The organism is Gallibacterium genomosp. 3, assembly GCF_001678475.1.
Lineage (GTDB): Bacteria > Pseudomonadota > Gammaproteobacteria > Enterobacterales > Pasteurellaceae > Gallibacterium > Gallibacterium faecale.
This window is the reverse complement of record NZ_JTJR01000013.1, coordinates 1-12,531: the sequence shown is the minus strand read 5'-3', so window position 1 is coordinate 12,531 and position 12,531 is coordinate 1. Positions and strand designations below refer to the sequence as shown.

Annotated in this window: 13 protein-coding genes, 2 tRNA genes and 3 pseudogenes; 10 read left to right on the top strand and 8 right to left on the bottom strand. The window is 34.9% G+C overall.

What is annotated here, in order from left to right; genetic code table 11:
* Positions 1-254: 254 nt before the first annotated feature.
* Positions 255-1,313 (bottom strand): small ribosomal subunit biogenesis GTPase RsgA, encoded by a 1,059-nt coding sequence (gene rsgA / locus QV06_RS03690; protein ID WP_065237003.1) that lies wholly within the window; start codon positions 1,311-1,313, stop codon positions 255-257.
* Between the two features lie 73 nt (positions 1,314-1,386).
* On the opposite strand from rsgA, the gene orn reads away from it, so the two are divergent.
* The 10 genes and pseudogenes from orn (at position 1,387) to QV06_RS03645 (ending at position 9,318) form a co-directional block, all read left to right on the top strand.
* Complete coding sequence (gene orn / locus QV06_RS03685; protein ID WP_065237002.1) at positions 1,387-1,935, top strand: oligoribonuclease; 549 nt, start codon at positions 1,387-1,389, stop codon at positions 1,933-1,935.
* Positions 1,936-2,016: 81 nt separating this feature from the next.
* A tRNA-Gly gene (locus QV06_RS03680) sits at positions 2,017-2,092 on the top strand.
* Between the two features lie 20 nt (positions 2,093-2,112).
* Positions 2,113-2,188, top strand: a tRNA-Gly gene (locus QV06_RS03675).
* Between the two features lie 132 nt (positions 2,189-2,320).
* The gene (tsaE, locus tag QV06_RS03670) at positions 2,321-2,806 is read left to right on the top strand and encodes a tRNA (adenosine(37)-N6)-threonylcarbamoyltransferase complex ATPase subunit type 1 TsaE (protein WP_065234986.1); all 486 of its coding nucleotides are present in this window, start codon (positions 2,321-2,323) and stop codon (positions 2,804-2,806) included.
* Positions 2,807-2,864: 58 nt separating this feature from the next.
* A pseudogene (locus QV06_RS12120) lies at positions 2,865-3,161 on the top strand (AMIN domain-containing protein); the annotation flags it as partial.
* 174 nt (positions 3,162-3,335) lie between these two features.
* A pseudogene (locus tag QV06_RS03665) lies at positions 3,336-4,262 on the top strand (N-acetylmuramoyl-L-alanine amidase); the annotation flags it as partial.
* A gap of 8 nt (positions 4,263-4,270) precedes the next feature.
* Positions 4,271-6,145 carry a DNA mismatch repair endonuclease MutL gene (mutL, locus tag QV06_RS03660; RefSeq protein ID WP_065237000.1) on the top strand — a complete coding sequence of 625 codons (1,875 nt, stop codon included), beginning with the start codon at positions 4,271-4,273 and terminating at the stop codon, positions 6,143-6,145.
* A complete protein-coding gene (gene miaA / locus QV06_RS03655) occupies positions 6,142-7,080 on the top strand; it encodes a tRNA (adenosine(37)-N6)-dimethylallyltransferase MiaA (RefSeq protein WP_065236999.1) in 939 nt (312 codons plus the stop codon). The genes mutL and miaA overlap by 4 nt, the downstream gene beginning before the upstream one ends.
* Positions 7,081-7,243: 163 nt before the next feature.
* Positions 7,244-7,528 (top strand): RNA chaperone Hfq, encoded by a 285-nt coding sequence (gene hfq, locus QV06_RS03650; protein ID WP_065234982.1) that lies wholly within the window; start codon positions 7,244-7,246, stop codon positions 7,526-7,528.
* 335 nt (positions 7,529-7,863) lie between these two features.
* Complete coding sequence (locus tag QV06_RS03645; protein ID WP_065236998.1) at positions 7,864-9,318, top strand: catalase; 1,455 nt, start codon at positions 7,864-7,866, stop codon at positions 9,316-9,318.
* 181 nt (positions 9,319-9,499) lie between these two features.
* On the opposite strand, the gene QV06_RS03640 is transcribed toward QV06_RS03645, so the two are convergent.
* The 7 genes and pseudogenes from QV06_RS03640 to QV06_RS12160 all read right to left on the bottom strand — a co-directional run.
* Positions 9,500-9,772, bottom strand: coding sequence for a hypothetical protein (locus tag QV06_RS03640; RefSeq protein WP_065236997.1), 273 nt, complete (start codon positions 9,770-9,772; stop codon positions 9,500-9,502).
* A 74-nt stretch (positions 9,773-9,846) separates the two neighbouring features.
* Positions 9,847-10,158, bottom strand: a complete 312-nt coding sequence (locus QV06_RS03635) for a hypothetical protein (RefSeq protein ID WP_065236996.1) — start codon at positions 10,156-10,158, stop codon at positions 9,847-9,849.
* A gap of 40 nt (positions 10,159-10,198) precedes the next feature.
* Positions 10,199-10,561 (bottom strand): Imm8 family immunity protein, encoded by a 363-nt coding sequence (locus QV06_RS03630; RefSeq protein ID WP_065236995.1) that lies wholly within the window; start codon positions 10,559-10,561, stop codon positions 10,199-10,201.
* Between the two features lie 4 nt (positions 10,562-10,565).
* The gene (locus QV06_RS03625; protein WP_065236994.1) at positions 10,566-11,471 is read right to left on the bottom strand and encodes a hypothetical protein; all 906 of its coding nucleotides are present in this window, start codon (positions 11,469-11,471) and stop codon (positions 10,566-10,568) included.
* On the bottom strand, positions 11,431-11,544 hold the full coding sequence (locus QV06_RS11920; RefSeq protein WP_245174240.1) for a VENN motif pre-toxin domain-containing protein: 114 nt from the start codon (positions 11,542-11,544) through the stop codon (positions 11,431-11,433). Before QV06_RS11920 ends, QV06_RS03625 begins: the two co-directional genes overlap by 41 nt.
* Before the next feature lie 178 nt (positions 11,545-11,722).
* Complete coding sequence (locus QV06_RS03620; protein WP_065236993.1) at positions 11,723-12,115, bottom strand: immunity 41 family protein; 393 nt, start codon at positions 12,113-12,115, stop codon at positions 11,723-11,725.
* 1 nt (position 12,116) lies between these two features.
* Positions 12,117-12,221, bottom strand: a pseudogene (locus QV06_RS12160) (toxin C-terminal domain-containing protein); the annotation flags it as partial.
* Positions 12,222-12,531: the final 310 nt, after the last annotated feature.

Sequence of the window (12,531 nt, the reverse complement as noted above, 5' to 3'; positions counted from 1 at the left end):
TAAGAATCATAAAAAAATCTGCACTTTCCTTTCTGTCATTTAAACAACAAAAAATAAAATGCAGAATAACAACAATTTTTTAATATTTATTTTATTGGATAAAATAAATGTCATCGCTAGTATCGACATTCTTCATCAAGAATCAAGCATAAATCCTCAAAAATTTGCGTTACCGCACAAAAATAATTGTTTTTAGGTACTCCAAATGCAAAAACAGATTATTTTTTATGCAATTAATCAATAAGAGCGGCTATTTATTTTATCTTTACACTACTAAAATGACGTTGCGATTTTGTTTCACTTTTACTGCTTAGCAATCGGTGATAATTCTCAAAACGGATTGGATTTATTTCACCTGCTTCCATCGCTTCTCGAATAGAGCAACCAGGATCTTGCAAATGTTTGCAATCTTTAAATTTACAAGTGCCTAAATAAGGCAAAAATTCACGATAACCGCGAGTAATATCATCATCTTCTAAATGCCACAACCCAAACTCTCGAATTCCCGGTGAATCAATTAAATTACCACCTTGTGGCAAATGATAAAGAGTTGATGCTGTTGTCGTATGTTGTCCTAAACCAGAGGTTTCACTAATTTCTCCAGTTGGTGTATCCACTTCAGGCAAAATTGCATTCACTAAACTGGATTTACCTACCCCTGATTGACCAACAAAAATAGAATTACCCTGTGCCAATAAATTAGTTAAATCTGCCATACCTTCGCCAGTCAAGGTAGAAAGCATCAAAGTTTGATAACCAATCGCCTGATAAATTGCAAGGGTTTGTGATAACTCTTCACGCTCAGTTTGCGTTAAAAGATCAATCTTATTAATCACTATCACTGGCTTAATTGCTGCTTTTTCACAAATTACTAAATAACGATCAATAATATTTAATGAAAGTTTCGGTGCAATAGCTGACACAATCACAATCTGATCAATATTCGCTGCAATCACTTTTAAGCCATCATAATAGTCTGGACGACTTAATTCGCTGGTACGAGGATGTTTAGCTTCTACTACCCCACTGATCCCTTGCATTTCTGCTAACCCTTGTCGCCAAATAACTCGATCTCCCACGACAACATCTCTGAGTGTTCGTCTTAAATTACAACGGAATTTTTCACCTTCTGGTGTTTCAACATCAACGTGTTGTGAATATCTTGTTACTACAACACCTTCTTGTGCGGCACCTAACATATCTTCTTGCCAAGTTGGTTCTTGCTTTAATTTTTGTTGATGTTTTCTAAGATTTTTATGTTGATTAGAGGCAATACGTCTTTGTTGATTATGGGTTAACTTACGTTTACTCAAGTCCACTCCTTATCGTTTATAAAAAAATGGCGTAAAATAGCCGCCGATATTAATTAGTAGGATACCTAATATTATGCAATTAGATAAACAAAATCTCATTTGGATTGACCTAGAAATGACAGGGCTTGATCCAAATACCGATCGTATTATTGAAATCGCCACTATTGTAACAGATAAAGATTTAAATATTTTAGCCGAAGGACCAGTATTAGCGATCAAACAAGATGATGCTACGCTCGCGGGTATGAATGAATGGTGCCAAAAGACACATCGGGAAAATGGGTTAATTGAACGTGTTCGCCAAAGTACACTTAGCGAGCGCGCTTCTGAATTACAAACATTAGATTTTCTCAAAAGATGGGTACCAAAAGGTGTATCGCCAATTTGTGGCAACAGCGTAGCTCAAGATAAACGTTTCTTATTTAATTATATGCCAGAACTTGCCGATTACTTTCATTACCGCTATCTCGACGTGAGCACATTAAAAGAGTTGGCTGTACGTTGGAAACCTGAAGTATTAAAAGGCTTTCAAAAGAAAAACTCTCATCTCGCCTTAGACGATATTCGTGAATCTATTGCGGAGTTAGCTTATTATCGCCAACACTTTATTAAGATAGATTAACTGAGTGCTTGATAAATCAGCAAATATTCTTCCTTAGTTATTGCACAACCTCATTTTTTTCGTATAATGCTCTACCGTTAAGCGGGAATAGCTCAGTTGGTAGAGCACAACCTTGCCAAGGTTGGGGTCGCGAGTTCGAGCCTCGTTTCCCGCTCCAAATATTCTTTTCTACTCATTGCGGGAATAGCTCAGTTGGTAGAGCACGACCTTGCCAAGGTCGGGGTCGCGAGTTCGAGCCTCGTTTCCCGCTCCAAGTTTCTCTTATTACGCTCATTGTTCAAAGTACTCTTTTTTATTTATTTCTTTGACAATATACCGTTATTTTTTGCTATCATAACCGCCTTTTAACATTGGCATTTAACTACTGCGAACAATAGGAATTTCTATGGCATCACAATTTCGAGCTTTTCTTGAAAACGAAGCTGCAACCCTTGAATTAGGCAAAAAGTTAAGTTCCCTACTTGCTAGTTATACTGAAAATTTTACTATTTATTTGAATGGACAGCTTGGCGCAGGTAAAACAACCCTGACACGTTCAATTATTCAAAATATGGGACATCAGGGAAATGTTAAAAGTCCGACCTATGCATTAGTAGAAGAATATCATTTAACCAATAAAAGTATTTATCACTTTGATCTTTATCGTTTAAGTGATCCCGAAGAGTTAGAGTTTATCGGTTTTCGTGATTATTTTCGTGAAAATACATTGTGCTTACTTGAGTGGCCTGAGAAAGGCGGTGACTTAATTCCTCCTGCTGACTTATTGATTACAATTAATTATCAAGGCAACGCACGTGAAATTACTTTACAAGCAAACTCTAATGCTGCTGAGCAAATTATTTGCGCTTTAAATAAGGATCAAGCAAAATAACTGCTGATTAATTACATTTCAAATATTCCACAATAGCTTATTGATATAAAAGAAAAAGATGAGAAAAATCACAGCATTTACCTATTGGCTAATCGCCTTTTTATGTTTTACTTTTAGTCTAGCGAGTAATGCTGGTACGCTAAAATCACTCAATATTCGTAATACTGATAAGGAAACTCGTGTTGATTTCCGCTTTAGTTTACCAAGTAAATACAGTTATTTTTATTTAGAAAAACCAAATAGATTAGTGATTGACTTTGTCAATAGTCAAAGTAGCTCCGGTATTTTACCGCGTAAAAACAATACAAACTTACAAAAAATAGAACAAAGTAAATCTAATCGACCAAATAATTTGCGTGTTGTTTTGTATTTAGAACAAAGCGTGCGAGCTATCTTTATCAATAATAAAAATGGTATTTCTGTAAAAATTGCCAACCCAAATAGCAGTAATAAAACTCAAAACACCTCGAAAACTGGTACCGTTCACCGTATTCCACAACAAGATCAAAATGACAATAACGATAACGTGTTGCCTGTGGTGAGCAAGAAACCTGCTCGTTCTACTCCTTATGTCGTTGCAATAGATCCTGGCCATGGTGGGAAAGATCCGGGTGCCGTCGGAAAACTTTTAAAAGTTAAAGAGAAAAATATTACTCTTTCTATCGCAAAAGAATTAAAAGTATTATTAGATCAAGATCCTAACTTTAAAGCCGTACTTACCCGCAATGGCGATTATTTTATTTCTGTAACCAAACGTTCTGATATTGCTCGTAAATATAAAGCAAACTTTTTAATTTCAATTCATGCAGATTCGGCACCTAATACTTCAGCGAAAGGTGCTTCTGTATGGGTGCTATCTAATCGCCGCGCTAATAATGAGATGGGTAAATGGTTAGAAGATCATGAAAAACAATCTGAATTGCTTGGCGGTGTTGGAAATGTATTATCTACACATAATGAAAAATATCTCGATCAAACCGTACTCGATCTACAATTTGGTCATTCACAACGCGTTGGCTATGAACTCGGTGATAATATTTTGCGCCGTTTTGGACAAATTGCGCAATTAAGTCGCAAAGATCCTCAACATGCGAGCTTAGGCGTGTTACGTGCTCCAGATATCCCTTCTGTATTAGTTGAAACAGGTTTTGTAAGTAATAAAGTAGAAGAAAGTAAACTTAATACACTTACCTATCGTCAACAAATTGCCCGGGCAATTTATAACGGTTTAGTTGATTATCGTAAAAATAATTTAGTCAATATTGTGCCAATACCAAAATCAACTGCACAGAAAAAACATGATGCAGCAATGCCAGAATTTCATAAAGTAGGTAAAGATGAAACACTCTACCAAATTTCTCGAACCTATAAGATTTCGATTAATCAACTGTTAAAACTAAATCCAAAGCTTAATCCGGATCATCTTTTAGTAGGTCAATCTATACGTTTAAAAGAGAAATAATTATGCCAATTCAAATTTTGCCCCCATTACTCGCGAATCAAATTGCGGCAGGAGAGGTCGTAGAGCGTCCCGCTTCTGTGGTGAAAGAGTTGATTGAAAACAGTTTAGATGCTGGGGCAAATAAAATCCAAATTGATATTGAGCAAAGCGGTAGCCGCCTTATTCGAATTAGAGATAATGGTGTAGGCATTCCAAAAGAAGAACTGAAACTCTCTCTGATGCGGCACGCTACCAGCAAAATTGCTTCACTTGATGACTTAGAACATATTCTCAGTTTAGGTTTTCGTGGTGAAGCATTAGCAAGTATTAGTTCTGTTTCTCGTTTAACTTTAACCTCTCGAACCGCAGAACAAACAGAGGCTTGGCAAGTCTATACGGAAGGACAAGATATGGAAGCCACAATTATTCCAGCTTCTCATGCTGTAGGTACAACCGTTGAAGTGGCTAATCTTTTCTTTAATACCCCCGCTCGGCGGAAATTTCTACGTACAGAGAAAACAGAATTTGCTCATATTGATGAAGTCGTTAAAAGAATCGCATTAGCTAAACCTACAATTCACTTCATCTTGACCCATAACGGAAAAATGGTGCATCAATATAAGCCTGCTGATGACACTGCATCACAATTAAAACGCTTAGCTATGATTTGTGGGAATGAGTTTACTGACTATGCACTACGCATTGATTGGCAATATAATGATATGCACTTACATGGTTGGATTGCAGCTCCACAATTTTATCGTACTCAAAATGATTTTAACTATAGTTACGTCAATGGTCGTATGATGAAAGATAAAGTCATTTTACACGCGTTACGTCAAGCTTATGCTGACTATCTTTCTACGGATCAATATCCTGCATTTGTCCTGTTTTTAGATATTGATCCTACCTTAGTGGATGTGAATGTACATCCAACTAAGCACGAAGTGCGCTTTCATCAATCTCGATTAGTGCATGATTTTATTTTACAAGGTGTTATCAACGCTTTAGCACAAACCGAACAATTATTAACCGATTCTTCGCAGCCAACCCACGTAGAGTCAGTAACTAATTATGTAGCGGAAGATAATGCGGATTACCAATCTGCAGCAATACCTAACTATAATCCAACAACAATACCGCAAAACCGTTCTGCTGCTGGAAGAAATATCTTTAATGACTCAGTAACTTACTATTCGTCAAAAACACCAAAAGCAGCGACAAATGAAACTGCTTACCAACAATATACTCGTTTAATACAATCTGCTCATCAAGCAGATATGAATATTTCTAATGATAATTCAGCATTATCTGAAATAAGTCATCATACTCAAGTCAGCTTAACTCAAACTGCACCATCTCAGCTTGAAACCGAACAACACCTCAAAGTATTAACTTTATTACCGCAAGGTTATCTTTGTTTACAACAACACGATAAATTATATTTGTTAGCGACAAAAACATTGCAACAATTAGCTTATGTTCAGCAATTACAAGCTTCTGATAAAGACTGTCAGGCATTACTTATTCCTGTTTCATTTCAATTAGATAAAAGCCAAATTAACAACTATATTCGCTACCAAGATTTCTTTACTCAAACAGGTTTCACAATTCAATGTTATGGTGAACGTATTACTATTACTCATGTTGCAACCTTATTGCGTCATCAAAACTTACAACAATTAACGATTAAATTACTGAATACAGAAATTCAAGATTTTACACATTTTGTACAAATCATCTGTGACAATATATTAGTTGAGCCAATTAAGGTATTGGCTGATGCTATCAACTTATTACAAAATATTGAGCAGTATTCACCAAATAAGCACAATCTCATATTAGCTTCTTGTACAGAATTAGATCTTACCCCTTATTTCACGGGACATTCATTATGATCAAGAAACCATTGGCGATTTTCCTAATGGGGCCAACTGCTTCAGGTAAAACCGGCTTAGCCATCCAACTAAGCAAACAATTCCCATGTAAAATTATTAGTGTTGATTCAGCACTGATTTATCGTGGTATGGATATTGGTACCGCAAAACCAACGCCCCAAGAATTAGTCGAAACACCACACAGACTGATTGATATTAAAGATCCGGCTGAAAGCTATTCTGCAGCTGATTTTCGTTTAGATGCTTTACAAGCAATGCAAGAAATCAGCGATAATGGCAAAATTCCACTATTAGTAGGTGGGACTATGCTCTATTACAAAGCTTTATTAGAAGGGTTGTCGCCATTACCACAAGCAAATCCAGAAATCCGTTCACAAATAGAAGAGAAAGCTCAAAAATTTGGCTGGCAAGCTTTACATCAAGAATTAGCTAAAGTAGATCCACAATCAGCATCTCGGATTCATCCCAACGATCCGCAACGAATTAACCGTGCGTTGGAAGTTTATTACTTAACTGGCAAATCATTAACAGAATTAACCGAACAAAAAGGTGAACCACTACCTTATCAACTTTTACAATTTTCTATTGCGCCGCAAGATAGAAGTATTTTACATCAACGTATTGAATTACGTTTTCAGCAAATGTTAGAGCAAGGTTTTATTCAAGAAGTAGAAAAACTTTATCAACGAAAAGATCTTCACCTTGATCTTCCTTCTATTCGTTGTGTCGGTTACCGACAAGCCTGGGAATTTTTACAAGGTAAATATGACTACGACGAAATGATTTATCGTAGCATTTGTGCTACAAGACAATTAGCCAAACGTCAAATTACTTGGTTACGAGGTTGGAAATCACCAATTATTTGGTTAGATAGTTTAAATATTGAACAAACAAAACTAACAATTCTTGAAAAAATATCACAAATTGAAACTTAACCAAGAATCTTGTCATTTCAGGGATGACATAGCAAAATATTATTGCTATATTGTTATACGGGCTTTCAAGCCATTTGGCTTCTTAGTTGTCTTGATTCACAACATCTAACACTAAGATTTTTTTGCATAATTACTAGCATTTTAACCAAAAAAGGAAAAAAAAATGGCAAAAGGACAATCATTACAAGATCCTTATTTAAATGCACTTCGTCGTGAACGTATTCCTGTTTCAATCTACCTAGTAAACGGTATTAAATTACAAGGACAAATCGAATCTTTTGATCAATTTGTCATTCTTCTTAAAAATACTGTCAGCCAAATGGTATATAAACACGCCATTTCAACAGTAGTTCCAGCAAGAGCGATTACTCATCATAATCATCAATCTAATGGATCTGCTACACAAGAAGAAGATATTGATACCAATATCGTGACAGAAGAAGAATAAATTTCTCAATTACTACAAATTTCTTGATAAATGATTTCCTTCTTATTAGAGGGAAATCTATGTTTTTTTTTCTTATTTTTTCTTTAAATACTCTCTTATTTTTCATATCAACCCACTGATTCCCCTATAAAAGAGCATAAATTCTAATACACAAATAGTTTTGTTATAAGGCTTACATTAACATCACTAATACCAATTAATTCACCAATTATTAATATATTAAAACTATCAAATGGATAGTTTCCCATCTTATTTTTAATAGGTAATAATAATAAAAAATCAAGTTATTGATAGATTATTCTTAATTTATTCCAATTATGCTATAAGGAAATACTATGAAAAAATGTCCATTTGATCACCAATCAGCTACCTTAACAACAGCAGCAGGTTCACCTGTTGTTGATAACGATAACACAATGAGTGCAGGTGCAAGAGGCCCATTATTACTGCAAGATGTATGGTTTCAAGAAAAATTAGCACACTTTGCCCGTGAACGTATTCCAGAGCGTGTTGTACACGCAAAGGGTTCTGCGGCATTTGGTACTTTTACCGTAACTAATGATATTTCTAAATATTCAAAAGCGGCACTATTTTCTGAAGTAGGTAAAAAAACAGATGTGCTATTACGTTTTTCTACTGTAGCAGGTGAGCGTGGTGCGGCTGATGCAGAGCGTGATGTTCGTGGTTTCTCATTAAAATTCTATACCGAGCAAGGTAACTGGGATTTAGTGGGCAACAACACACCTGTCTTTTTTATCCGTGACCCATTAAAATTCCCAGATTTTATTCATACCCAAAAACGTGATCCAAAAACTAACTTGCGTAGTGCGGATGCAGCGTGGGATTTTTGGTCAAAACACCCAGAGTCGCTACACCAAATTATGATTCTATTTAGTGATCGTGGTATTCCAACGGACTACCGTCACTTAAATGGTTACGGCAGCCATACTTATAGCTTTGTGAACAGCAATAATGAACGTTTCTGGGTGAAATTTCACTTCAAAACACAACAAGGACACCGTTACTATACTAACGAAGAAGCTGCAAAAGTAGTGGGTGAGAATCGTGAATCAGCACAAGAAGATCTATTCTTTGCTATTGAACGTGGCGAATTCCCTCGTTGGGACGTAAAAGTACAAGTGATGCCAGAAGCAGACGCATTAAAACACAATTATACATTTGACTTAACAAAAGTTTGGCCACATAAAGACTACCCATTAATTGATTTAGGTGTATTAGAATTAAACCGCAACCCAGAAAACTATTTTGCTGAAGTGGAGCAAGCAGCGTTTGCACCATCTAACATCGTACCGGGTATTGGTTTCTCACCTGATCGTATGTTACAAGGTCGCCTGTTCTCTTACCAAGATGCACAGCGTTACCGTTTAGGGGTAAATCATCACCAAATCCCAGTGAATGCACCGAAATGTCCATACCACACGACACACCGTGATGGGGCAATGCGTGTTGATCACAATGGTGGTGCACATCCTAACTATGCACCAAACGGCTTTGCAACTTATGTGCCTACTCACGATCAAGCTCCAGCATTAACGCTAGAGCGTGAAGCAGCACACTTTAACTTTAGAGAATATGATGAAGATTATTACAGCCAGCCTGCTGCATTGTATAACTTATTTGATGCTGGGCAGAAAGCACGAACCGCTGCAAACTTTGCTGCATCATTGGCAGAAGTAACGGATAAGGCGATTGTAGAAGTTCAGCTTGCTCACTTTGAGAAAGTAAGCAAACAGCTAGCTGATGATATTCGTGCTAATTTAACCAAATAACTAACAACTACTAAACCTTTTGCAAAAAATATAGCTAGATAGTTATTCTATCTGGCTTTCTCTTTATGGCTATTCAAATTTAATTACAAGAATATGATTAATGATTTAGTTTAATTTGAATCTATTGTTTAAAAATCATTTTATTACCACTAATAAAATCTCTAACTAAATCACTAGCAAGTTAGATTAAGATGAATATGGCTTGTTTTTGTGCTTCGGTTAGTTGGTCTGGTGTTTTGTGGTTAAGTTGTTTAGTGATAATTTTTGCTGCCAATTCACCGCCAACTGCACCAGCTGCTCCTGCGGCAGCGTTGTTCCCTGTGGCATAGGCTTCGATTACACCTAATAGAGCATGGGCAATTAAATTTGCTTGGGTATCTACTTCGCCTGTTATTTCATTAGTGGTTGTTTCCTTTATCGCATAATTTGCATAAGGAGATACCCCTCCGACCACTGCTTGCGAGGCTTCACCTGTTGCTATTCCTTGTAAGACGCTTCATATAACGTATATTACTAACGATTATTACATTATTTTATTTCAATAGAAAATATTTTAGTAAAATCAATGATACATGTATTTTTCTTAGATTTTATAAATAACTTATTGTCTTTTTTATCAATGCTTATTACTTCTTGCATAGGAAAAAAGAATATATCTAAAGTCTGATAATTAAGAAAAATATTAACTTCTGAGAGATAAGTATAAATATACATATTTAGCTTAAAGTTTTTTTCTTCTCTAGAGTATAAAATATTTCCATCAAGATCATTGTTAAAAATACTTTTTCCTTTAGATTTAAAAAATGATTCTATATCGTACTCATTATATTGAATAAACATATAATATTATTTTTATGATAAAAATACTTCTTAAACAAAATCAATCAATATGATAGTAGGTTTCATTGTCATATTCTGACCCCATATAATATATTAAATGATTCCTTATTTCATCCCAAGATGTTCCTGTAATAGATGATATTGTTTTTCTAATTATAGTTTCTATTTTATCTAAATCATTATTCGAAACAAACAATACATTTTTCCCCCAACTATATTCATTTTTTAATAAATAATTATAATCCATTATATATAAATAAAAATATTCAATAGCATCATCATCCTTACAGCCAATACCTAAGCATACAGATAAGCAAAATTCCTTGCTAAGACAAACTTTTTCTGCTTCATCTCGTCCAATGGGAGAATCATAAGTAATAAATTTTAATTCTGCTTGATACATAATATTATTCCTTTACATTGATATGTTGATTACTTATAGAGTGAAAACGTTGCTTATTATCCATATATCCTCTTTCAAAATTTGCTTGTATACCTGTTTTAGCATATGGAGAATATTTTTTTAGTTTCGGTGGTCTATAACGTCTTGTACCATCAGCACTAATAAAACTCCCATCACTATTAATTTTATAATTTTCTCCAACCCAATCTTTAGCTAAGTTATCTAAAACTTTTTTATCGACTATACCTGGTGTTGTTAAATTACCACTCCCAAAAGCAGCATGCTCTAAAATAGGATTATTTTTGACAATATTCGTTAAATTCTCTTGAACTAACTGTTCTTTTAATTTTGGATATAAAGCAATATTTTCAGCACCTCTAGAAATACTAATATTTGCTACTTGATTTTCATATCCTAAAGATTCCCCAACAACAGGTAAATTCTTTGTAGAATCTAATGGTTCGGGTACACGATAAGCAAAATTATCTAGTGCTCCTTTATTTGGTACTCCTTTAATAGCAGATGTGAACAGTCCTATGATGACTCCCGAAATGTCTTCAAAGGCTTTTTGATCTCCTTGTTGATAAGCCTTGATGACTGTTGACTGAATCGTATTCCAATAACTTCCATCCATTAGGCTATTTACAGCATCTGAGATAGCTTGATTTTTTTTACTTAAATCCTGCTTCGCTTGATTACAGTAACTATCTTTTACTGCACAGGTTGTAATAGTAGCTAAAGTATCAAATCCACCATCTATTAAGAATAATGCACCATCAGAAGTTTCTTCTATAACATTAATTGTCCCATTTATCAGTTGAGAAGTTGCTCCTTCACCGAATATATCTCGGACATTTTGTTTCCAGCTTTCAGCATCGGCTTTTTTTTGCTGCTCTAAACTGATCCACAAGTAAAGAATTATTCTCAACCGCCCGTTTACCAATTTCTGCTGAACTAATCGCTCCTGCGGTATTGTCGCTAATTAACCCGCCGGTTAAACCACTGGCAAGTTGGCTTAAGGTGGATACCGTTTTTTTTGAGCTTCGGTGAGTTGGTCTGGTGTTTTTTGGTAAAGCTGTTTGCTAATTACTTTGGCAGCTAATTCACCGCCAACCGCCCCAGCCGCTCCTGCGGCAGCGTTGTTCCCTGTGGCATAGGCTTTTACTTCTCAGATAACACCATCGGGGAGGGGGGGGGGGGATCATAAAAGAACCCTCTAGTTTCAATATTACTTTCACTAAATAACATTGAAATAATGTATTTAAATCTTTCATATCTATCATGTATACTGCCATTTTTAATATTAGATGGTTTAAAATCATTCCAATTAGGAACAATAAGTAATTGAATTATTCTCATTATTCCCATTAATATATCCGTAGACACATTCTTCTCTATTCTATACATATTAGAAATTTCTAATAAAGATTTTTCTAATTTCCAATATTCAACGTCATTCCATTCTGAATAATCTAGCCATCTGCCAATAAATGAGTTTTCATCATATTGTTCAAAATAAGTTATATTTCTATAAAAATCATATAATTTATCCATTTTAATCACCTATTTTGTTTAAATTGATATCAAATATACCATTTCTAGTTTCTTTTGAATCCAATTTCTCAGGACTTGATGCTTCTTTCCAAGCACCTCCATTATGTCCGTCAACATCTCATGTTATGTAGCTATTATCTTTTTTAAATACAGCTGCACCCTGTTTTGTTCTATAATTGGTTTTTTATATATCTCTCAATTCTTTTATCACATCATAAATAAACGTTAAAAAAACTGACATTAATTTTAATAAGGATAACTAAATAACTTAACTGATAAGCGGTGAAGTAATAATGCAAAATAAGATAATGACAAATTGCACGTGAAACATATATTTTTTTCTACTATTCGATAAAGACCTAGCTTCACATATCATTCAGGTGACATGGTGAATACCGATAATAAGGTGTAGTAGA

Coding starts and splice junctions, on each gene's coding strand:
- orn (WP_065237002.1), top strand. CDS start 1,387: ATGCAATTAGATAAACAAAATCTCATTTGGATTGACCTAGAAATGACA.
- tsaE (WP_065234986.1), top strand. CDS start 2,321: ATGGCATCACAATTTCGAGCTTTTCTTGAAAACGAAGCTGCAACCCTT.
- mutL (WP_065237000.1), top strand. CDS start 4,271: ATGCCAATTCAAATTTTGCCCCCATTACTCGCGAATCAAATTGCGGCA.
- miaA (WP_065236999.1), top strand. CDS start 6,142: ATGATCAAGAAACCATTGGCGATTTTCCTAATGGGGCCAACTGCTTCA.
- hfq (WP_065234982.1), top strand. CDS start 7,244: ATGGCAAAAGGACAATCATTACAAGATCCTTATTTAAATGCACTTCGT.
- QV06_RS03645 (WP_065236998.1), top strand. CDS start 7,864: ATGAAAAAATGTCCATTTGATCACCAATCAGCTACCTTAACAACAGCA.
- QV06_RS03635 (WP_065236996.1), bottom strand. CDS start 10,158: ATGTTTATTCAATATAATGAGTACGATATAGAATCATTTTTTAAATCT.
- QV06_RS03630 (WP_065236995.1), bottom strand. CDS start 10,561: ATGTATCAAGCAGAATTAAAATTTATTACTTATGATTCTCCCATTGGA.
- QV06_RS03620 (WP_065236993.1), bottom strand. CDS start 12,115: ATGGATAAATTATATGATTTTTATAGAAATATAACTTATTTTGAACAA.